Origin of the sequence: Stenotrophomonas sp. CCNWLW162, from assembly GCF_037203745.1 — a bacterium.
GTDB lineage: Bacteria > Pseudomonadota > Gammaproteobacteria > Xanthomonadales > Xanthomonadaceae > Stenotrophomonas > Stenotrophomonas maltophilia_AQ.
Genome location: NZ_JBBCBL010000009.1, coordinates 31,904 through 53,798, shown reverse-complemented (window position 1 = coordinate 53,798; position 21,895 = coordinate 31,904). Strand labels below are relative to the sequence as shown.

Annotated in this window: 15 protein-coding genes; 11 read left to right on the top strand and 4 right to left on the bottom strand. The window is 66.7% G+C overall.

Going from position 1 to position 21,895, the window contains the following annotated elements:
* Window positions 1–37: 37 nt before the first annotated feature.
* Together V9K93_RS18815 and V9K93_RS18810 are read left to right on the top strand one after the other, a co-directional pair.
* On the top strand, window positions 38–6,211 hold the full coding sequence (locus V9K93_RS18815) for a CshA/CshB family fibrillar adhesin-related protein (RefSeq protein ID WP_337303013.1): 6,174 nt from the start codon (window positions 38–40) through the stop codon (window positions 6,209–6,211).
* Window positions 6,208–9,897 (top strand): TonB-dependent receptor, encoded by a 3,690-nt coding sequence (locus V9K93_RS18810; protein ID WP_337303012.1) that lies wholly within the window; start codon window positions 6,208–6,210, stop codon window positions 9,895–9,897. Before V9K93_RS18815 ends, V9K93_RS18810 begins: the two co-directional genes overlap by 4 nt.
* 65 nt (window positions 9,898–9,962) lie before the next feature.
* Here V9K93_RS18810 and V9K93_RS18805 read toward each other — a convergent pair whose 3' ends face one another.
* Both V9K93_RS18805 and V9K93_RS18800 read right to left on the bottom strand, forming a co-directional pair.
* Complete coding sequence (locus V9K93_RS18805) at window positions 9,963–10,322, bottom strand: response regulator (RefSeq protein WP_006362973.1); 360 nt, start codon at window positions 10,320–10,322, stop codon at window positions 9,963–9,965.
* Window positions 10,312–11,475, bottom strand: coding sequence for a two-component system sensor histidine kinase NtrB (locus V9K93_RS18800; protein ID WP_430543756.1), 1,164 nt, complete (start codon window positions 11,473–11,475; stop codon window positions 10,312–10,314). Before V9K93_RS18800 ends, V9K93_RS18805 begins: the two co-directional genes overlap by 11 nt.
* Before the next feature lie 152 nt (window positions 11,476–11,627).
* Between V9K93_RS18800 and V9K93_RS18795 the strand changes: the two genes are divergently transcribed.
* The 5 genes from V9K93_RS18795 (at window position 11,628) to V9K93_RS18775 (ending at window position 17,797) form a co-directional block, all read left to right on the top strand.
* Entirely contained in the window at window positions 11,628–14,759 is a 3,132-nt protein-coding gene (locus V9K93_RS18795) for a response regulator (protein WP_337303011.1), read from the top strand.
* Complete coding sequence (locus V9K93_RS18790; protein WP_046984717.1) at window positions 14,756–15,580, top strand: CheR family methyltransferase; 825 nt, start codon at window positions 14,756–14,758, stop codon at window positions 15,578–15,580. Before V9K93_RS18795 ends, V9K93_RS18790 begins: the two co-directional genes overlap by 4 nt.
* Window positions 15,580–16,155 carry a chemotaxis protein CheB gene (locus tag V9K93_RS18785; protein ID WP_046984718.1) on the top strand — a complete coding sequence of 192 codons (576 nt, stop codon included), beginning with the start codon at window positions 15,580–15,582 and terminating at the stop codon, window positions 16,153–16,155. Before V9K93_RS18790 ends, V9K93_RS18785 begins: the two co-directional genes overlap by 1 nt.
* Window positions 16,152–17,285, top strand: a complete 1,134-nt coding sequence (locus V9K93_RS18780) for a hybrid sensor histidine kinase/response regulator (protein WP_337303010.1) — start codon at window positions 16,152–16,154, stop codon at window positions 17,283–17,285. Before V9K93_RS18785 ends, V9K93_RS18780 begins: the two co-directional genes overlap by 4 nt.
* 83 nt (window positions 17,286–17,368) lie before the next feature.
* The gene (locus V9K93_RS18775; RefSeq protein ID WP_046984720.1) at window positions 17,369–17,797 is read left to right on the top strand and encodes a BLUF domain-containing protein; all 429 of its coding nucleotides are present in this window, start codon (window positions 17,369–17,371) and stop codon (window positions 17,795–17,797) included.
* A 14-nt stretch (window positions 17,798–17,811) separates the two neighbouring features.
* On the opposite strand, the gene V9K93_RS18770 is transcribed toward V9K93_RS18775, so the two are convergent.
* Window positions 17,812–18,132: an ArsR/SmtB family transcription factor gene (locus V9K93_RS18770; protein ID WP_046984721.1), complete on the bottom strand. Its 321-nt coding sequence runs from the start codon at window positions 18,130–18,132 to the stop codon at window positions 17,812–17,814.
* A gap of 86 nt (window positions 18,133–18,218) precedes the next feature.
* Here V9K93_RS18770 and V9K93_RS18765 point away from each other — a divergent pair, with 86 nt between their 5' ends.
* The 3 genes from V9K93_RS18765 to V9K93_RS18755 all read left to right on the top strand — a co-directional run bounded on the left by V9K93_RS18765 (window position 18,219) and on the right by V9K93_RS18755 (window position 20,186).
* Complete coding sequence (locus V9K93_RS18765; protein WP_337303009.1) at window positions 18,219–18,656, top strand: YeeE/YedE family protein; 438 nt, start codon at window positions 18,219–18,221, stop codon at window positions 18,654–18,656.
* Complete coding sequence (locus V9K93_RS18760; RefSeq protein ID WP_046984723.1) at window positions 18,653–19,066, top strand: DUF6691 family protein; 414 nt, start codon at window positions 18,653–18,655, stop codon at window positions 19,064–19,066. The genes V9K93_RS18765 and V9K93_RS18760 overlap by 4 nt, the downstream gene beginning before the upstream one ends.
* Before the next feature lie 67 nt (window positions 19,067–19,133).
* Window positions 19,134–20,186 (top strand): linear amide C-N hydrolase, encoded by a 1,053-nt coding sequence (locus V9K93_RS18755; RefSeq protein ID WP_337303008.1) that lies wholly within the window; start codon window positions 19,134–19,136, stop codon window positions 20,184–20,186.
* On the opposite strand, the gene V9K93_RS18750 is transcribed toward V9K93_RS18755, so the two are convergent.
* A complete protein-coding gene (locus tag V9K93_RS18750; protein ID WP_295378760.1) occupies window positions 20,183–20,962 on the bottom strand; it encodes a DUF6491 family protein in 780 nt (259 codons plus the stop codon). The two genes, V9K93_RS18755 and V9K93_RS18750, sit on opposite strands and share 4 nt — an antisense overlap.
* An 82-nt stretch (window positions 20,963–21,044) precedes the next feature.
* On the opposite strand from V9K93_RS18750, the gene V9K93_RS18745 reads away from it, so the two are divergent.
* Window positions 21,045–21,743: a helix-turn-helix domain-containing protein gene (locus V9K93_RS18745; RefSeq protein ID WP_295378757.1), complete on the top strand. Its 699-nt coding sequence runs from the start codon at window positions 21,045–21,047 to the stop codon at window positions 21,741–21,743.
* Window positions 21,744–21,895: the final 152 nt, after the last annotated feature.

The following is a 21,895-nucleotide window of genomic DNA, read 5'->3' as shown; positions in this document are numbered from 1 at the left end:
AACAGCGGCTCCACGCGAGCCGACCGGGGAAATCACCATGTGGCAGTCGACGACGTCGCGCATTCGCGCGGGCGGTGGATGCGTTCATCCCAAGAAAACCCAGCAGTGCTCAAAACCCGGGCGCTGGATCACCCGCGGCCTGCTGTTGCTGCTGTCGATGGCAGTGCCGTCGTTGGGGTGGGCGGCCGCGTATGCGACCGGCGGCAGCAGCCCGTATCGCAACACGGTGTTGTGGTTGACCTGGGGCGGCGGTGCCAACGGAGTGAACAACGTCGTACTCAACGATGGTGCGACGTCATCGATCGACCTGCCCATCGCATCGGGCATCAACCTGCGCGTCGACTGCCGGTTGAACACGGCCGAGACCAACGTGCTGCGCAGCTATCGTCCCGGCAACTTTGGCGGTGACAGCCTCGACGATCTGTACAACATCGGCGGTACCGGCAGCAGCAACCAGCTGATTGCCGGCATTGCGCGTGCCGGTGGTACATCCAGCTTCAGCATCACCTGCACCTCGACCGTGGGGGGGGCGCCTTATCGCCTGCGTGGCGTGGTGATGGCCGACGCCGAGTCGATCAACAACAGTGGCGAGTTCGTTGAAGCCAGCGCGCAGGGCACCTGGAACGTGGTCGAGGTCCGCAAGAACCTGGCCAACAGCACGCCGTATCTGGTCAACAAGTCGACCAGCGGCGCCAACCAGGTGATCCGCTTCGGCCCCGGCAACGACGACAACACGGCGGCGGTCACCTTCCTCAGCTTCGACAACGCTGCGCATGCGCCTGGCAACCTGGCCGTGAACATGGGTTTCTCGATGCGTGGCAGCGGGACCACCGCCATCGCCATCGGCCTGCTGGTGCCCTACGCCGACTTCGGCGATGCGCCGCAGAGCTACGGCGATGCGATGCACGTGGTGGATGACCTGCAGTTCCGCTCCGATGGCATTCCGCAGGGCAGCAGCAACTTCAATATCAACACCGCGGCGTACACACCGGGCGGCCTGGCGCCGCCGTTGACCGACTTCCTCGGCAGCCTCGGCCCGGATACCGAACAGCAGAGCAGCTATAGCCTGGATGCGCTGGGTGACGATAACTCGCCCGTTGCTGGCAGCCGCGAAGAAGATGCGTGGCCGAGCAGCTACCGCTTGACCGTGATGCAGGCCGGCACGCAGAACAACCAGACGGTGGCTTGCGTGGGTAGTGGCAGTGTGGCCGGCTGGATCGACTTCAACCGCAATGGCAGCTTCGATGCCAATGAGCGCAGCACTATCGCGGCGTGCAGCGGCGGGCAGGCCAACCTCAGCTGGAGTGTCCCGAACACAGTGAGTGCCGGCACCAGCTATGTGCGCCTGCGCTATGCCACCAACGCGGCACAGATCCAGAACCCGACCGGCGTGGCCGATGACGGCGAGGTGGAAGATCACCGGATCACCATCACCGCGCCATCGCTGAAGGTGGTGAAGAGCAACAACGCTACCGGTGGCATCTGGAACTACGGCCAGGCCGGAACCCAGTACACGCTGACGGTGAGCAATACCAGCGACGTGCCGACCGGCAACCCGCCGAACGTGCCTGCGGGTGTGATCACCGTGCGCGACCAGCTGCCTGCCGGCATCGTCGCGAACTGGGCGGGCGTGCATGTGAGCGGCAACTGGAGCTGCACCGCCAGCGGCCAGGATGTCACCTGCACCAGCAACCAGGTTCTCTCCGCAGCGGGCAGCGCTGGATCAACGTCAGCGTTCACCCTGCCGGTGACGGTCACCGCCGCAGCGACTGGTGTGCTGACCAACCACGCCAGCGTGGGCGGTGGCCACGATCCGTTCAACAACGGTACGCCGCCAACGCCGGGCAGCAGCTGCACCGACGCCGACCACTGCACGCGCAGCGATGTGACCGTGCCGGTGACGCGCGTCAGCTATGCCAAGCGTTCCAACACGGCCGGCCCGGTCGCGGTGGGTGCGACGGTGAGCTACACCGTCGACGTCACCGTGGCCGATGGCAATACCCGCGATGTGTTGACCCTGACCGACACGCTGGGCACCGGCCTGGATTTCGGCAGTGTCAGCAATGCCGGCTCGTTCACCTGCAATGCGGCCAATCCGTTGGTGTGCACGCTGCCGGCCGGCACGGTACCGGGCACCTACAGCCTGAGCTACACCGCCACCGTCAACGCGCAGGCCAGCGGCCAGGTGGTCAACACCGTGGTCGGCACCGGCACAGATACGCCGACCTGCAGCAGCAACTGCACCACCACCACCCCGGTGGCGGCACCGAAGATCTCGGTCTCCAAGGCCAGTGGTACGACCGGTCCGGTCGCGGTGGGCGACAGCGTCGCCTACACAGTCACCGTGGTGGTGGCTGATGCGCGTACCACGGCGGCGGCCACGCTGACCGATACGCTGGGTACCGGCCTGGACTTCGGCAGTCTGACCAATGCCGGCGGTTTCAGCTGCGTGCCGGGCAACCCACTGGTGTGCACGCTGCCGGCTGGCACCGTGCCGGGCAGCTACGCGTTCTCCTATACCGGCATCGTCAACGCGCAGGCCAGCGGCCAGGTGCGCAATGCGGTGGTGCCGAGCGGCACCGACAACCCGTCCTGCGTGGGCAGCTGCGATACCACCACGCCGATGGCCAGTCCGCAGGTGGTGTACGCCAAGCAGGCATCCACCGGCGGCCCGGTGCGCGTCGGTGACCGCATCGACTACACGCTGAGCGTGACCGTGACTCGTGCACGCACGACGGGTGTGCTCACCCTCACCGATACCCTCGGCAACGGCCTCGACTTCGCAGGCGTGAGCAGTGCGGGAGCCTTCACCTGCAATGCCGCCAATCCGCTGGTCTGCACACTGCCGGCGGGCATCGTGCCTGGCACCTACAGCCTTACGTACGGCGCGACCGTCAACGCACAGGCCAGCGGCAGCGTGCGCAATGCCGTGCTCGGCAGCGGCACCGACACGCCGTCGTGCAGCGTGAACTGCGACACCACCACGCCGGTGGCAACGCCGGGCGTGAGCTACGCCAAGTCGGTGAACAGCACCGGTCCGGTGTCGGTGGGCGATCGCCTGACCTACACACTGACCACGGTGGTGACCAACTCTCGTACCACCGCTGTGGTGACCCTGACCGACACCCTGGGCACCGGTCTGGACTTCGGTTCCGTGACCAGCACAGGCGCCTACGGCTGCAATGCCGCCAATCCGCTGGTGTGCGCGCTGCCGGCCGGTACCGTGCCGGGCAGCTACAGCCTGTCCTACACCGCCGTAGTGAATGCGCAGGCCAGCGGCCAGGTCACCAACGCGGTGCTGGGTAGTGGTGGCGACAATCCGTCGTGCACGGCCAACTGCGATACCACCACGCCCGTGGCAGGCAGCGAGATCGATTACCGCAAGACCTCGGCCGCTGCAGGTGCGGTGAAAGTGGGCGACAGCATCGCCTACACGCTCACCGCCGTGGTCAGCCGTTCGCGTACCACGTCCTTGTTCACCCTGACCGACACCATGGGCCCGGGTCTCGATTTCGGCGCGGTCACCGCCAGCCAGGGCTTCAGCTGCAACGCCAGCAATCCGCTGGTGTGCACGCTGCCGGCCGGTACCGCGCCGGGCACCTATACGGTGGATTACACCGCAAAGGTGAACGCGCAGGCCAAGGGCAGCGTCAGCAATGCGGTGCTGGGCAGTGGCACCGGCACCAATACCTGTACCAGCAACTGCGGCACCACCACGCCGGTGCTGTCGGCGGTGGTGACCTACCGCAAGCAATCGAGCACGGTGGCGCCGATCGATATCGGCGATGCGGTGGACTACAGCGTCGAGGTGACGGTCGCCAATTCGCAGACGCTGGATGTGGTGACCCTGACCGATACGCTGGGCCGCGGCCTGGACCTGCAGTCGGTCACCCAGCCCGGTCCGTTCACCTGCAACAGCAGCAACCCACTGGTGTGCGCGCTGCCGGCCGGGACCGCGCCGGGCACCTACACACTGGGCTATCGCGCGCGGGTCAATGCGCAGGCCACCGGCAGCGTACGCAATGCGGTGCTCGGCGGTGGCGGTGATACGCCCACCTGCAGCGGCGACTGCAGTACCGAACATGCGTTGGCCGACCCGCGTGTGGTACTGGAGAAGCAGTCCGGCCCGGCCAGCGGCACCGATGTTCGCCCAGGTGACCGCCTGAGCTACACCCTGGTTGCCACCGTTGAGCGCGCTGCCCTGCGCCAGCCGCTGCAGCTGGTCGATACACCTGATGCAGGGTTGAGCATCGAAAGCCTGCCCGCTGGATGTGCGCAGCAGGGCGCGGACATCGTCTGCACGGTGCCGAGCGGTACACCGGTTGGTCGCCACGAATACGTCTACCAGGCGATCGTCAACCAGGAAGCGCGGACCCAGGTGCTGAATCGTCTGCGCGGGCAGTACCCGGATGGCTCGCCGCCCCCGGAGTGCACGACCTGCGAGACGCATCACAAGGTGATCTCTGATTTCTCGCTGCGCATCACCAAGACCGCCAACCCGCGTCGGGTGAAAGTGGGCGACCTGGTGCGCTACCAGCTGGTGGTGGAGAACGTGGGAGGCAGCCACTGGCGCGATGGCGTGGTGGTCGATACACCACCGCCGGGCTTCAGCTACGTGGATGGCTCGATGCGCGTGGCCGACGATGACGGTGCATTCGCGCTGGCCAGCAGCCAGTCGCCGCTGCGCATCGGTGCGGTGGACATCGCGGTGGGTCGCAGTGCCACCATCACCTATCTGCTGCGGGTGGGCGCCGGTGTGCGCAGCGGTACCCACGTGAATCAGGCGGTAGCGACTGCCGATGACGGCAGTCCGTTGTCGAACGTGGCCACTGCTGAAGTGGCGATGGATGCGGACCCGCTGCTGGAAGACAGCCTGGTGTTCGGCACCGTGTTCGACGATCGCGACGGCGACGGTTGGCAGGACAGTGCCGAGCTGACCGGTGTGCGTGTACAGGGCGGCTTTGCGGCCTCGGCCTATGTGGCCGGCTCGACCACGCTGGATCGGGGCGACGGCCCGCAACCGCTGGCCGATGCCAGTGCGCCCCTGCTGCACGGCGTGCAGATCGGCGTGGTGCATGGACGTGCGTCGACCTCCGATACCGTCGAGGTGCATCAGGTGGTGCTGCGCCAGCGCCTGCGCGAGTTGGCCTTCAGCGATGACTTCGTGCTGGAGAGCGAACAGGGGCATCGCTTGCGGATGGATGCGCAGGGGGGCACGAGCGTGCAGCTCAGTGGCGATGCCGGCAAGGGCCTGACCGCCGCCGCGCCGAGCGTCCGCCGTGAGATCGCACGCGTGGCCGATGGCTACGAAGTGGCCTATGTGATCGGCAACGAGGGCATCCAGGAGCAGGGCATTCCTGGCGTGCGCCTGGCCACGGTGGAAGGCCTGCTGGTTGAGACCGATCCGTTCGGGCGCTACCACCTGGCCGATGTCCACGGCGGTGATGCACGCCTGGGGCGCAACTTCATCATCAAGCTGGACCCGGCCACGATACCGGCCGGAGCCGAGCTGACCACCGAGAATCCGCTGCTGCGACGGGTCACCCAAGGCGTGCCGACGCGCTTCAGCTTCGGCGTGCGCCTGCCACCGTCGCCGCAGGCTGCGACCGAACGCATGGAGCTCGCCCTCGGCGAAGTTCTGTTCGCTCCGGGTAGCAGCGAACTGCGTGCCAGCTATCACCCCGTGCTGGCGAAGATGGCCGAGGTGGTGGACCGCTACCAGGGTGGGGACGTGGTGATCGCGGCCAATGGCGAAAGCCAGGCGCTGGCATTCGCCCGTGCGGCGGTGGTGCGCGATGCGCTGCAGGCCGAAGTGGCAGAGAGTGCGCGCGCAGGCCTGACCGTGCAGCTGCGTACCGACGTGCAGGATCCGCACTCGCTGCTGGCCGGTGTCGATGCCGCTGGCGCGCTGCTGGGCAACGTATTGTTCGACACCGACAAGGCGGTCGTTCGCGAGGAGTTCAAGCCGCTGCTGGCGGCCATCGCCGCGCGCCTGGAGAAGATGGGGGGTGGTCAGGTCAGCCTGGTCGGGCACACCGATGTGCGCGGCAGCCATGCCTATAACCAGGCGCTGGGCCTGCGTCGTGCCAATGCCGTGTTCGAGGCGCTGCGCAGCCAGCTCAGCCCAGCCGTGCAGCAGCGCCTGCGCGTGCGCAACGAGGAGAGCGCCGCCACCCGCGCGGCCGCCCGCCAACAGGAGGCACGCCGATGAGCGCGCATCACTCTACCGCGCGTCGCGCGGCCCACCTGCAGCGCGCCGTTCTGTACCAGGCGATGCTGCTCGGGCTGGCCGGTGCCGTCCAGGCGGCGCCGCCCGCCGCCGAGCCAACACCGATCCGTTGCGACGGCAACCAGTGCAATGCCGAGGGCGAACTGCTGTTCAGCCTGCGCTCGCGCAGCTATGACGAGCCGGTGACCGAAGGCACCTCGACGCGTTCCAGCTCGCAGGCGCTGCAGCCGGATCGCCGGGTCAGCGTGGCGATCGATGAACCAGGCAAAGCGACGGTCCGGGGCGAGTTCATGATCCGCCTTCCGGAAGGGGGCGCGATCTGGGCCACCGAAGACCCGGCCATGGGCCAGCCAGAACTGTCGGTGTCGGCACCGGGCATGGTCGCTTTCGACGAAGGTCGCATCGTGCGACCGGTCGAGTTCTATGTGCGTGGCAACTACACCGCCTTCATCCAGCGGTTGGAAGTGAGCCTCTATCGCGGCAGCGACACCGACCGCGTTGCACCGCTGGCGCAGTTCGAACTGCCGGTGGCCGCCGTCGCACAGGGCAGCTGGGATGGCACGCTGCCGGCCTCGACACCGCTGCGTCGTGGCGACCGCCTGGTCTATGTGCTGCGTGCCTTCGATGCCGAGGGCAATGTGGATGAGACCACCGCGCAGTCCATGCAGCTGGTGACCCCGGCGGAGTTCGAGCGTGGCAACCAGCAGTTGCGTGACGCGCTGGAGGACCGCCGCGGGACTGCGGTGGATTCCAACCAGGCAGCGTCGTTGTCGCTGCTGCAGCAGGTGTTCGACAGCAACGGCCTGCGCCAGCAGAACATCCCGGTGTACGGCTCGCGGGTCCGCCTGCGTGGCCGTGACCTGCCGCTCGGCGCCGCGCTGAAGATCAACGGCGACAGCTATCCGCTGGACCAGGACCGCAAGTTCGCTGCCGAGTACCTGATGCCGATCGGCCACCACGCCTTCGACGTGCGCGTCGAACGGCCGGATGCGCCGGCCATCGCACGCACGCTGGAGGTCGATGTCAGTGGCCGGTACCTGTTCGGTGTCGGCCTGGCCGACATCACCGTGTACCAGAACAAGGCCAGCGGGGCGGGGCAGGACCTTGCCCGCGGCGAGCGTAACGATGACGTGCTCAGCGATGGTCGTCTGGCCTTCTACCTGAAGGCCAAGACCCGTGGCCGCTACCTTCTGACTGCGCAGGCCGACACCCAGAACCGTCCGCTCGACGAGCTGTTCACCGGCTTCACCACCGCCGATCCGCGCGACCTGTTCCGCAGCCTCGACCCCGACCTGTACTACCCGACCTACGGCGATGATTCGCTGACCCAGCGCGATGTGGACAGCATGGGGCGCTTCTACCTGCGCCTGGACTGGGACAAGAACCAGGCGTTGTGGGGCAACTACAACACCGGGCTGACCGGCACCGAGTACGCGCAGTATGTGCGCTCTCTGTACGGTGCGGCGTTGTCGTGGCGATCCCGTGGTGCCAATGCCTGGGGCGATGCGCGCAGCGAACTGCGCCTGTTCGGGTCGCAGGCCGAAACCGCGCCCGGCCACAGCGAGTTCATCGGTACCGGCGGCAGCCTGTACTACCTGCGCCATGCCAGCATCCTCAGTGGCTCGGACCAGGTGGTGCTGGAGATCCGCGACCGTACCACCGGCCGTGTCGAGCAACGCGTGCCGATGGTGCGCGGCGCCGACTACGAGATCGATGCCCTGCAGGGCCGCATCCTGCTGACCCGGCCGCTGGCCCAGGTCAGCCGCGAGAACCTGCGCCGGATCAGTCGCGACGTACCGCTGGACGGCTACGAACAGCGCCTGATTGTCGACTACGAATGGGTGCCGACCGGCTTTGACAGTGATGACATCACCGCCGGCGTTCGTGGCAAGCACTGGTTCGGCGATCACGTGGCGGTGGGCGCCACCTATGTGGACGAACAGCGCGCCGGTCAGGACTACTCGCTGAAGGGTGCGGACCTGACTCTGCAGGCAGGCCGCGGTACCTACCTGAGGGTGGAGCACAGCCGCAGCGAGGCGACCAGTGCGCCGGTGTTCTTCTCCGACAACGGCGGACTCAGCTTCAGCCGGCTCAATCCAGAGGGGCCGCGCGAAGGTGAGGCGACGGCGGTCGAGGCCCGCATCAACCTGCGCGAGCTGGGTTGGACCCAGCGCGACTGGAGCGCCGGTGCCTGGTGGCGGCAGGTGGACGGAGGTTACTCGGTTGGGCGCTTCGACACCGGCCAGCGCGTGCGCGAGCAGGGCGCTGAGCTGCTCGGCTATGTGACCGACGACTTCAGCCTGTACGCGCGCTACAGCGAGGCACGTCGTGGCGCGCAGTCGCTGATCCAGGCGCAGGCAACCGCCGAATGGCGGATCGGCGACAACGATCGACTGTCGGCCGAGCTGCGCCGGGTGCAGGAGGATCGCGGCAGTGGCGGCAACGTGGCCGGCGTGCTGGCGGCCGCACGCTACACCCATCGCATCGGCACCTCGCTGGATGTGTATGGCGGTGGCCAGTTGACCGTGGACGACGACCACGGCCGTTATGCCGACAACGATGCGGTGGTGGCTGGCGGCACCTGGACCTTTGCCAACCTGTCCACCGTCGGCGCTGAAGTCAGCGATGGCGATCGCGGAACCGCGGCGCAGATCAACGCCGAGTACCGGCTGACCCCGCAGCACAGCTTCTACGGTGCGTTTACCCAGTCGACCGACCGCAGCGAGTACGACCCGTTGTTCAGCCCCAATGCGCAGGATGGATGGACCCTGGGCCAGCGCTGGCGGCTGTCCGACCAGGTCAACGTGTTCAACGAAAGCCAGTTCTTGAAATCCGGGCAGGAGTCCGGGCTGGCGCACACCTTCGGCATGGATTTCTATCCAGCGGTGGGCTGGAATGCGGGCTTCACGCTGAGCAACGGCAAGCTCGACGCCAGCACTGGCCAGGTCGACCGCAAGGCGGTGAGCCTGTCCGGCGGGCGTACCTCGCCGGGCACCGAGTGGCAGAGCAAGCTGGAGTGGCGCCGCGATACCGGCGCGGAGCGGCGCACGCAGTGGGTCAGCACCAACCGGCTGAGCCATCGCCTCAACGACAGCTGGCGCATTGCGGCGCGCTTCAACTACGCCGATACCGATGATGCGATCAATCCGGTCGCGGGCGCGCGCTTCATCGAAGGCAACCTCGGCTTCGCCTACCGCCCGTGGGACAACGACCGTTGGGCGTTGTTCGGTCGCTACAGCTACCTGTATGACCTGTCGACGATGGGCCAGGTCAACGGCGTGGACTACGACCAGCGCACCCAGGTGCTGTCGCTGGAAGGGGTCTACCGCATCGATCAGCGCTGGGAAGTGGCGGCGAAGGCCGCCCGCCGCGAAGGCGAGGTGCGCTACGGGCGTGGCACCGGCCCGTGGTTAGATTCAGCCACCAGCTTTGCCTCGGGACAGCTGCGCTACGACCTGTACTACCAATGGCATGGCCTGCTGGAATACCGCCTGCTGGATGTGCGTGACGGCGGCCGCCGTCAGGGGTGGTTGGCCGGTGTCGATCGCGATATCGGCCGCAACTTCCGCGTCGGCGTCGGCTACAACTTCACCGACTTCAGCGATGACCTGACGAAGTTCGACTACATCCACCGCGGCTGGTATCTGAACCTCGTAGGACGCTATTGAGGAAGGCAGCCGAGCGTGGGCTCGGCTCTACGGCGCGGACGTGCCGGGCATTGCCCGGGCAGGCCTCACGCCTGCTTCAACAGCTCCACCAGCTGGCGCAGGCGATAGGGCTTGGGCAGGAACTCGACCTGCTCGGGCAGCGGCGGCAGCTGCGAGCGGGCGTAGCCGGATGACAGGATCATCCGCGCCTGCGGCTGATCGCGCGCCACATGTTCGCTGAGTTCGATGCCGGACATGCCGTTGGGCATGCTGATGTCGCTGAACACCACGTCGAAGCGTGCTTCACCCTTCAACAGGGCGGCCGCTTCGTGTGCATCGGCGGTCGTCGCCACGTCGATGCCGAAATCGCGCAGGGCCAGGCCGATCATCTCGCGAAGATCGGTCTGGTCCTCCACCATCAATACACGGATCGGGTCATCGGTCATGGGCAGGTTCCTCCATTGCGGGAAGCAGCAGGCTGACCGTGGTGCCGACACCGGGCGTGGTGGACACGTCGACGAAGCCGCCGCTCTGGGTAGTGAATCCGAACACCTGGCTCAGGCCCAGGCCGCTGCCTTTGCCGATGTCCTTGGTGGTGAAGAACGGTTCGGTTGCCCGTTCGGCGATTTCAGCGGCCATGCCATGGCCCTCGTCGCAGACACTGAGGGTGACGTAGCCACGTTGCAACGTGGTGTCCGCATCCGGGTCGAGGCGATGTTCCAGCGCGGTACCGACCAGGATGCGACCACCGTCGAGGGTCGCCTCCACGGCATTGGCCACCAGGTTGGCCAGTGCGGTCTGCAGCTGCATCGCATCGGTGCTGACCGGTGGCAGATCCGGCGTGAAGCGGGCATCGAGCACGACCGAAGGAGGGCAGGCACGCTGCAGGTCGGGCAGCCACTGCTGCACCAGCGCATTGATGTCCACTGCTTCCCGGATCAGCGTCTGGCCGGTGCTGAAGGCCAGCAGCTGGCGGGTCAGCAGGGCGCCGCGGTCGGTGGCGGTCTGCGCAGCATCCAGTAGTTCGGCGGCGCGTACGTCGTCACCGCTGACGCGCAGGGACAGCAGGTCCAGCGCGTTGCCGATGGTGGTCAGCAGATTGTTGAACTCATGCGACAGCCCGCGGCTGAGTCGGCCGACGGTTTCGAACTGCTGGGTATGGCGCAGTGCCCGCTGGGCATCGCGCAGCAGCCGCTGTGCCTGCCATTGCTCGGTGATATCACGGGTGATCTTGACGAAGCCGAGCAGTTCGCCGGCTTCGGAGACCGGTTCGATCACGATGCTGGCGCGGAATGAAGAGCCGTCACGGCGGACCCGCCAGCCCTCGCTTGCATGATGGCCGTGCTGCGCTGCAAGGCGGAGCAGGCGCTGCGGTTCACCCGCCTCGCGATCGGCAGGCAGATAGAAACGACCGAAATGGGTACCGATGACCTCGTCGGCTGAATAGCCCTTGATGCGCTCGGCACCCGGGTTCCAGCTGCATACCCTGCCATCGGGATCAAGCAGATACAGCGCATGGTCGCGCACGCTGTCGATCAGCAATCGCAGTTGTCGGGAAGGGTCCGTCAGCACGGACGCCGTAGAAGCTGCTGCGTCCACGTTGAAATGAGCATTACCCCTGTGAGGGACGAAAAGCTAGGCATTGAAGTGTGAAGGATGCGTGCAGGCGAGACGCGTGCCAATGGTCCTGTGCGGCTGAATGCGACACGGAGTACCATCACCCACCTTTTTGTCTACTGGAGCCGACCCGCATGCGTCCTGGTGCGACCACGCGTGACCGCTGGATCTGGATGACCTCCGCTGTGCTGCTGGCCGCAACCATCGCGCTGGAGCTGGTGGTGCCGCTGGGCTATGCGGTATGGCTGGCCTACTTCCTTGCCGTGGGCGTGACGGTGTTCCAGCGCAGCGCACGGGCACCGTTCGTTGTGGCAGTGCTTGCCTGCATCCTGCTGATTGTCGGCTACAACATCGCACCGGCCAGCTCGAACTCGGCATTCTCGTTCGTCAATCGCAGCATCGGCGGCGGCGCATTCCTGATGATCGCGCTGATTGTTTCCCGTGCGATCCAGGCCCGGCGCCAGGCGATGCGCGCGTTGTGGCTGCAGGAGGCGGAGAACGCAGTGGCGATGAGCCTGCGCGGCGACCTGGGGCCGGAGCAGATCGCCGATGCGGCAGTGACCCGTCTGGCGGAGCAGCTTCGCGCCGACGTGGGGGCGGTCTATCGGCTGGAGGGCGGACGGCTGCAGTTGACCGGTGGCATGGCGCTGCCCTCAGGCACACCCGCCTCGTTGTCGTTGCAGGAAGGACTGGCCGGGCAGGTCGCGCGTGATGAACGCATCCGTCACCTGCACGGCGACGAGGCAGCCGTGCTCGAACTGCAGACCAGCCTGGGCCGGTTGCCGGTGCGCGAACGCATCCTTGCGCCGATCAACAGCGATGGCAGCGTGGTGGGTGTCATTGAGCTGGGCCGGGCGCGCCTCGGTGACCAGCAGGGCCTGGACGACGAACTGCTGGAGCGCTGCGCCGAGACCATCGGCATGGCCCTTCGTGCGTCATTGCTGAGGGCGCAGCTGGTGGTCCTGCTGGAAGAATCGCAGCGTCAGGGCGAAGAACTGCAGGCCCAGCAGGAAGAGCTGCGTGTGGCCAACGAGGAGCTGGAAGAGCAGAGCCGCAGCCTGTTGCAGTCACAGAGCCATCTGGAAGAGCAGCAGGCCGAGCTGGAGCAGAGCAATGTCCAGCTGGAAGAGCGCACCCATGAACTGGAGGCGCAGAAGCAGGCGCTGCTGGTTGCGCAGGGGCAGTTGGTCCGCAACAGCAATGAGCTGGCTGCCACCTCGCGTTACAAGTCCGAGTTCCTCGCCAACATGTCGCACGAACTGCGCACGCCACTGAACAGCTCGCTGATCCTGGCCAAGCTGCTGGCCGACAACAAGGACGGCACGCTGACCGAGGAGCAGGTGAAGTATGCCCGTGCGATCCTGTCGTCCAACAATGACCTGCTGGCGTTGATCAACGACATCCTCGATCTGTCCCGCATCGAGGCCGGCCACGTTGAGCTGGCCGATGAAGTGGTGGTGGTCGACAGTGTGCTGCAACGCCTGCGCGAGACCTTCGAGCCGATGGCGCGGCAAAAGGGGCTGGCGCTGGAGATCGAGGCCGATGCACTGGCACCGACCCAGCTGATGGCCGACAACCAGCGCCTGCAGCAGATCCTGAAGAACCTGTTGGCCAATGCCCTGAAGTTCACCGAGCACGGCAAGGTCAGCCTGCACGTGCGCGCTGGCGGCAGTGGACGCGTGCGTTTCGATGTCTGCGATACCGGCATCGGCATCGCCCGCGAGCAGCTGCCGGTCATCTTCGAGGCGTTCCGCCAGGCCGATGGCAGCACGCGTCGCCGCTACGGCGGCACCGGTCTGGGCCTGTCGATCTCGCGCGACCTGGCCGAGCGCATGGGCGGCAGCATCCAGGTCGACAGCGAGCCGGGACGCGGCAGTTGCTTCATCCTTGAGCTGCCGCTGCAGGGTGCGCCGGCGTCCGAAGCTCTCCCGGCGACGGGGACGGGGACGGCGACGGAAACTGTCCTGTTGCCAGCGGCGGCACCGGCACCGGCAGCCGCTCGTGTTGTGGCTGCGCCTGCGGCTGTGCCCCCGGCCGCTGTGTCGATGGCAACTGCGAGCGTGGCGGATGACCGGGGCCGGCGCCAGCGCGCCGGTCGGCTGATCCTGGCGGTGGAGGATGACACCACCTTCGCCGAGGCGCTTGTGGCATTGGCCCATGAGCTGGACTTCGACTGCGTGGTAGCCAGCACGGCCGAAGAAACGCTGGCGCTGGCTGCCGAGTTGCGCCCGAACGGCATCCTGCTCGATATCGGCCTGCCCGACGTTTCCGGTCTGAGCGTGCTGGAGCGGCTGAAGCGCAATCCGGACACGCGCCACATCCCGGTGCATGTGGTTTCGGCGATGGACCGCAGCCAGGTGGCGCGCGAGTTGGGCGCGATCGGCTTCGCGATCAAACCGACCACACGTGAGCGTCTGGCAGCGGCCATCGAGCAGCTGGAACAGACCAGCCGGCGCGATGTACGGCGCCTGCTGATCGTCGAGGACGACAGCGAGCTGCGCCGCAACCTGGAGCTGCTGCTGGGCCGCGAGCAACTGCAGATTGTCGCCGTCGGTACACTTGCCGGCGCGCTGGAACAGCTCAGCACGGTTACCTTCGATTGCATGGTGATGGACCTGTCGTTGCCGGATGGCAGCGGTTACGACCTGCTCGAGCACATGGCCAACAACGATGACGTCGGCTTCCCGCCGGTGATCGTCTACACCGGCCGGGCACTCAGCCGCGAAGAAGAGCAGCGCCTGCGCCGTTACTCGAAGAGCATCATCATCAAGGGCGCGCGTTCGCCGGAGCGCCTGCTGGACGAAGTGACCCTGTTCCTGCACAGCGTCGAGGCCAGTCTGCCCAGCGACCAGCAGCGTCTGCTGCGGGAGGCGCGCCGCCGTGACACCGTGCTCGACGGCCGCACCGTATTGCTGGCCGAGGACGACGTGCGCAACATCTTCGCGCTGTCCAGCGTGCTCGAACCGCTTGGCGTGACCCTGGAGATCGCGCGCAACGGCCAGGAGGCGGTTGACCGCCTGGCCGAGCGTGAGGTCGACCTGGTGCTGATGGACATCATGATGCCGGAGAAGGATGGCCTGGCCGCGATGCGCGAGATCCGCGCGCAGCGCCACCTGCAGGACCTGCCGATCATCGCGTTGACCGCCAAGGCCATGCCGGACGACCGCGAACGTTGCCTGCAGGCCGGTGCCAATGACTACATCGCCAAGCCGATCGATGTCGACAAGCTGGTCTCGCTGTGCCGGGTCTGGTGCTCGCGGCAATGAACGAGCAGGCGCTGTTCGATCTGGAACTGAAGGTGTTGCTGGAGGCGTTGTACCAGCGCTACCACTATGACTTCCGCAGCTATGCGGTGTCGTCGCTGCGCCGGCGTATCCGCCAGGCCATGCAGCGTTATGAGTGCGAGCGCCTGGCGGACCTGCAGCATCGCCTGCTGCACGAGCCGGAGCTGTTCGCCCAGGCCATGCAGTTCTTCACCGTGCAGGTCTCGGAGATGTTCCGGGACCCCGCCTATTTCCGTGAGCTGCGCGAACAGGTGGTGCCGGTGCTGCGCACCTATCCGTCGGTGAAGCTGTGGGTGGCCGGTTGCAGCACCGGGGAGGAAGTGTGGTCGCTGGCGATCCTGCTGCATGAAGAAGGGCTGCTCGAGCGCAGCATCGTCTATGCCACCGATATCAATCCGGCCGCGCTGGCCACGGCCGAGGCGGGCGCCTATGGCATCGACCGGATGGCCCAGTTCAGCCGTAACTACCTGGCTGCCGGTGGCACCGCGTCGCTGTCCAACTATTACGCCACGGCCTACGATGGCGCCGTGTTCGACCGCCAGCTGCGTCGCAACGTGGTGTTCGCCGACCACAGCCTGGCCACCGATACCGTGTTCTCCGAAGTGCATCTGGTGTCGTGCCGCAACGTATTGATCTATTTCAACCGTGATCTCCAGGACCGGGCCGTGGGACTGTTCCGCGAGGCGCTGGTGCACCGGGGATTCCTCGGCCTGGGCAGCAAGGAGTCGCTGCAGTTCGGGCGCCACCACGATGCCTTCGAGGTCTGTTCGCGCGAGCATCGCCTGTACCGGAAGGTGGCCTGATGGCGGTGCAGGTTCGCCCAGCGGTGCTGGTGGTCGGTGCCTCCGCAGGAGGCGTCGCGGCGCTGCAGGCTGTGCTGGGTGCGCTTCCGGCCAGGCTGCCGGCGCCGGTGCTGGCCGTGTTGCACCTCCCGCGCGACCGCTCCAGCCGCATTGCCGAAGTGCTGGCGCCGTACTGCGCGCTGCAGGTGCGCGAGGCGGAGGACAAGCAGCCGCTGCAGCCCGGAACGGTGACGTTCGCCCCGCCGGACTACCACCTGCTGGTGGAGGATGCCGGCGCGGTGGCGTTGTCGGTGGACGCGCCAGTGCTGTTCTCGCGCCCGGCCATCGACCCGCTGTTTGAATCGGCCGCTGCGGTGTTTGGTCCGCAGGTGCTGGCGCTGCTGCTGACCGGTGCCAGCAGCGATGGCAGCGAAGGCGTAGCCGCTGTACGCGCCGCCGGAGGCCGCGCCTGGCTGCAATGCCCCGAGGAGGCCGAGGCATCGATGATGCCGGCTTCCGCCCTGCAGCATGCCGGCGCCGATGCCGTGCTGCCCCTTGAACTGATGTGTCGTCGCCTGAAGGAGTTGTTTGCATGAACCTGCTGCCACCGGACCCTGCGCAGTCGCAGTCCCCGGTCAACCTGCTGATCGTCGATGACGTGCCGCAGAACCTGGTGGCCATGCAGGCGCTGCTGCAGCGCGAGGGCGTCAATCTGTTGCTGGCCAGCTCCGGTGCGCAGGCGCTGGAGCTGCTGCTGGAGCATGAGGTCGCGCTGGCCCTGCTGGACGTGCACATGCCGGAAATCGATGGCTTCACCCTGGCTGAGCTGATGCGCGGTTCGCATCGCAGCCGCACGGTACCGATCATTTTCCTGACCGCCTCGCCGGATGATCCGGTGCGCGCGTTCAAGGGCTACGAAACCGGCGCGGTGGATTTCCTGCACAAGCCGGTGGCGCCGCAGGTGATCCTGAGCAAGGTCAACGTCTTCATCGAGCTGTACCAGCAACGGCAGTTGCTGAAGGCGCGCAACGAAGCGCTGGAGCGTGCGCTCAAGCTCAACGAGACGATGGCTGCGGTACTGACCCACGACCTGCGTACGCCGCTGTCGGCGATCCTGCTGTGCGCCGACAAGCTGGCGCTGGACCTTCCGCAAGGCAACGCGGGTGCGCAGCAGACGCTGCAGTACCTGGAGGCCAGCACCCTGCGCATGGCGCGGATGGTGGAGCAGCTGCTGGACTTCTCGCGGATCCGCAGCGGCGGCCTGCGCCTGCAGGCCAGTACCTGCGATCTGGCCGAGGTCACCCGGGCGGTGGTGGCGGAGGTGGGGAGTGCGCATGGTGCGGGCCGGATCCGACTGGATACACACGGCGACACGCAGCTTCAGGGCGACCTGGATCGACTGGGACAGGTTGCAGCAAACCTGATCGGCAATGCGCTGACGCATGGCAACGAGGCACAGGTCGAGGTGGATGGCCGTGACCCGCGCAACGTGTTGTTGCGGGTGCGCAATGCCGGGGAGATCGATGCGGCGCTGCTGCCGCGCCTGTTCGAACCGTTCAAGGCCAGCTTCCACCAGAGCAACGGACTTGGCCTCGGCCTGTACATCGTCGATCAGTTCGTGCGGGCGCATGGCGGTCGTATCGGTGCCCGCAGCGAAGCAGGGCAGGTGGTGTTCGAGGCGTTGTTGCCGAGGCGCAGTGACGGAGCGCTGGCGGCCGCAAGCTGAATTCTTCAGCAAACGTTTCCCGATACTGAGACGGGCTCGTCCGCAACTGCTACCGTGGCGACTCACGTTGCCAAGGAAGCTCCATGCCATTGCGTGCCATCGCCTACGTCAGCAAGGTGCTGCCGGATCTTTCCGCCGAACGCCTGCATGTATTGGTCGAGGACGCGGCACGCTTCAACAAGCTGGCCGGGGTGACCGGCGTGCTGCTGCATGACGGCGACCGTTTCCTGCAGTACATCGAGGGCCCACCGGACGGCATCGATTCGGTGTATGAGCGCATCCTGCAGGCTGGCAGCCATATCGACATCGTCGAGCTGGCACGCGGCCGGCTGGGCCAGCGCCAGTTCCCGTACTGGTCGATGCGCGCGCTGCCGGTGGATGCTGCGCTGCTGCGCCAGCTGTCTTCCAGTGACTGGTCGGGCTTCACCCGCGCACTGCAGGGCGACCGTTCCGCGCCGACGCCGGTGGATCTGCTCGACAGGGTGGTGCAGCCGGTCCTGCACGTCGGCTGAGCCCGCATCCCCGCTCAGTGCGGGTCGCCACCACAGTAGGCGGCATGCAACGCTTTCAGCACACCCAGCGCCGGGCCATCGACCACGCGGTAGTGGATGGCCTGCGCCTGGCGTCGGGTCGCAACGATATCCAGTTCGCGCAGCACCGCCAGGTGCTGTGACAGCGCCGATGCACTGAGCCCGGTCAGCGCCTGCAGCTCCGGCACCGGCGCTTCGCCTTCCACCAGCCGGCACAACACGCGCAACCGCGCAGGATGGGCCAGGCGCTTGAGCAGAGCGGCGGCCTGCGTGGCGTGCTCGGCCATTGCTGCGCTGTCGAGCTCGATGTGGGCCATGGTTGACCTTTTTGTTTAGAAGAAGCTAATTTAGAAAAATCTAAATAAAAAGGCAAGCCGATGAACGGAATCGACAGGGGCAGGGCGTGAACCTGCCATGGAGTGCAGTGGCTGGCGGGGCGCTGATCGGCGCCGCCGCGGTGCTGTTACTCGCCACCCTCGGGCGTGTGGCCGGCATCAGCGGAATCGCTGCGGGCAGCCTGCGCGCAGCAAAATGGGAGCGCGGCTGGCGTTGGGCGTTCTTGCTCGGACTGCTCACTGCGGCGGGGTTGGTGTTGCTGTGGCAATCGGTGCCGGAGGCATCGCCGCAGGTACTGCTGCGTGATGCGTTGCCGGCCTGGCAGCTGGTCGGCGCCGGCCTGCTGGTGGGCTTTGGTACCCGGTTGGGTAGCGGCTGCACCAGTGGCCACGGCGTCTGTGGCATGGCCCGCGGCTCGAAGCGTTCGCTGCTGGCAGTGCTGGTGTTCATGGCCTGCGCAATGCTGACCACCTTCCTGATCCGGCACGGCGGAGGTCTGGCATGAGTCGCGCATTATGGGCCGCCGCTGTGGCCGGTGCGCTGTTTGGCGCTGGGCTGGCGCTTTCCGGGATGACCGACGCGCGTCGTGTGCTCGGCTTCCTCGATGTGGCCGGTGATTTTGATCCCACGTTGATGTGGGTGCTGGCCTCGGCGATGCTGGTCAGTGCGGTCGGGCAGCGCTGGGTGCTGCGACGCACGCGCCCCTGGTGTGCGGCCCGCTTCCAGCTGCCCACCGTACGTGATATCGATGCGCGTCTGCTGCTGGGCGCCGCACTGTTCGGCATAGGCTGGGGCTGGGCAGGCTATTGCCCCGGTCCGGCCATTGCCGGCCTGGCGGTGGCATCTCGCGAAGCGCTGTGGTTCGTACCCGCGATGCTGCTGGGCTTCTGGCTGCACGACCGCTTCTTACGCTGAGGTTTCACCGCTGTGTCACGATGGATCGGGTCAGATCCACGGACCACGGGGAAAGGAGCGTACTGATATGGCACGGATGAAGTGGAAGGGTAGGGCGATGCTGGCCGTGGCGCTGGCCGCCGCGATCACACCGGCACTGGCTTGTACGCGCGCGGTGTACCTGGGTGACAACGGTGATGTGATCACCGCACGTTCGATGGACTGGAAGGTCGACGTAGCGACCAATCTCTACGTCCTGCCGCGCGGCATTGCGCGCACCGGCCAGGCGGGTCCGAAGTCGCTGGCGTGGACCGCGCGCTACGGCAGCGTGGTGGCCACCGGCTACGACGTGTCGACCACCGATGGCATGAACGAGAAGGGCCTGGTCGCCAACCTGCTGTGGCTGGTGGAGTCGGAGTACCCGCAGCAGCGCGGCAACAAGCCGGGACTGGCCATCTCGCTGTGGGCGCAGTACGTACTCGACAATTTCGCAACGGTGGAAGAGGCGGTGGCGGCGCTGAAGCGCGAGCCGTACTCGATCGTCACCGACAAGGTTCCCGGCGAAGACCGCCAGGCGACGCTGCACCTGTCACTGTCCGATGCCACCGGCGACAGCGCCATTGTCGAATACATCGGCGGCCGCCAGGTGATCCATCACGACCGCCGCTACCAGGTGATGACCAACTCGCCGATCTTCGAGCAGCAGCTGGCACTCAACAGCTACTGGCAGCAGATCGGTGGCACGGTGATGCTGCCGGGTACCAACCGCTCATCCGACCGCTTCGCGCGGGCTTCGTTCTACATCAATGCCATTCCCAAGGCCGAGGATCCGGTGGAGGCCCTGGCCAGTGTGTTCAGCGTGATCCGCAACGCGTCGGTGCCGTACGGCATCACCACGCCGGGCGAGCCGAACATCTCGTCCACACGCTGGCGCACCGTGGCCGACCACAAGCGGCGGTTGTACTTCTTCGAATCGGCGTTGACCCCGAATACCTTCTGGGTCGATCTGAACAAGGTCGATTTCGGTGGCCAGGTGCTCAAGCTCGAGCTCGGCAAGGACCAGCGCAACACGTTCGCCGGCGACGCACTGGGCCACTTCGTGCCCAGCGCGCCGTTCACCTTCCTCGGCGTCGAAAGTTAGTTCGACGCCTGGCTGGATGCCGGGTAGACGGCCTGGATCGTACAGCTGCCGCGGGTGTACTGCGGCAGCGGCGCCAGCGCATCGTTGCGCAGGTCGCCATTCTCGAAATCGGCGGTGAGGATGCGATCGCCGGCATTGCCACAGATCAGCCCGTTCTGCATGCCGGAGCGGAAGCTGAGCTGCGGCGCGCGGTCGAGCTGACGGCAGTGGCCGCCGAGTTCGACGCGGTAGTAGCGGTGACCACCATTGCGACGCGGGTTGGTCTCCACCAGCATGCCCTGCGGGTCGGATGACCAGGCACGGACGTTGCGGGTGGCGAAGCAGTAGGACGGTGAGCCGCCGAAGCTGCGGCGGATTTCCTTGCGCTCGCGGATGGTCACGGCGGGCAGGGTGGCCGTGCGCAGGCGATCGCTGTCACGGGCGACGCTGGCGTAGTCGCGATCCTGTACCGGGGTAACCGCGCTGACGGCGCAGCTGCGGCCGACGACCACGACGCGTTCGCTGGGACGACCACAGGCCCAGCCGGCCGGTGCTTCCAGTTTCAGCGTGGTGGCACCGCGGACACCGGGGCAGTCTTCGTTGAAATCGATGCGATAGGCCTGGCCGGAGGCGGCGCGCAATGCAATCGAGCGCGGTGATGCCTGCTCCACTTCCTGCACGCCGACCGCATCCATGCAGTGCGGAGCGGGCGGGGTGCGTTCCTGTGCCGATGCCGAGCTGGCGACTGCCAGGCCGAGACTTGCGGCCAGCACCACAAACACGTGTTGATGGGTCATGACCTGCACTCCCTGCGTTTGATGACGGCCCGACTATTAGCAGCGGTTTGCACGGCCGTTGTTACACGCGCACACTGTCAGGATGGGCGCCATCTTCCATCTGCGGCACTACGGACAGGCCACCGGCCTGGACCGTCATGACTATGCGCAATGGGTGCTGCCACTGCAGGGTGAACTGCAGTTCGAGATGGAAGGCCGCGGCGGTCGCCTGGACCTGCTGCAGGGCGCTTTCGTGGCTGCTGGTGAAGCACATGACCAGATGGCCGATGGCCCCAATGGTTTCGTGATTGTCGATTGCCCCCCGGGCGTGCTCGATGACGGTACGCAGGAGCACCTGTGCCGGCAGCGCTGGCTGCACCTGCCGCTGGCGCTGCGACACCGCCTGGCGGGTGTGCAGGGCGGCCAGCCGATGCCGGCCCTGCTTCCGCAGCTGCTGCAGGTGTTCGCACCGGCTGGTAGCGGTGCGCGGATGCAGGGGCTGTGCGCGGCGGTGCAGGCCGACCCGGGACTATCGTGGCCGGTGGCACGCATGTCGGCATTCGTGGGCGTCAGCGAGAGCCGTCTGCATGCCTTGTTCCGGCGAGAATTCGGGCTCAGCCCGCAGGCCTGGCTCAGTACGTGCCGGCTGCGCTGGGCCAAGCACCAGCTGCGTACGAGCGCCGCGCCGATCAGCGATATCGCGCTGGCCGCAGGCTATTCCGAGCAGAGCGCACTGACCCGCGCGCTGCGGCGTGAGTGTGGGCAGACCCCGGCCGCCTGGCGCAGGGCCGCCGGATTGTAGAGTCGAGCCGTGCTCGACTGCCGTTCGCGAGGGGTCGTGCAAAAGTAGTCGAGCACGGCTCGGCTCTACAACGGCGGCAGGGCAGTAGCCTCGGTCAAGAGCTCCCCGCTGGCCTCCGCTTACACTGCGCAGCCTGTTCTCCCCCCAAGAAC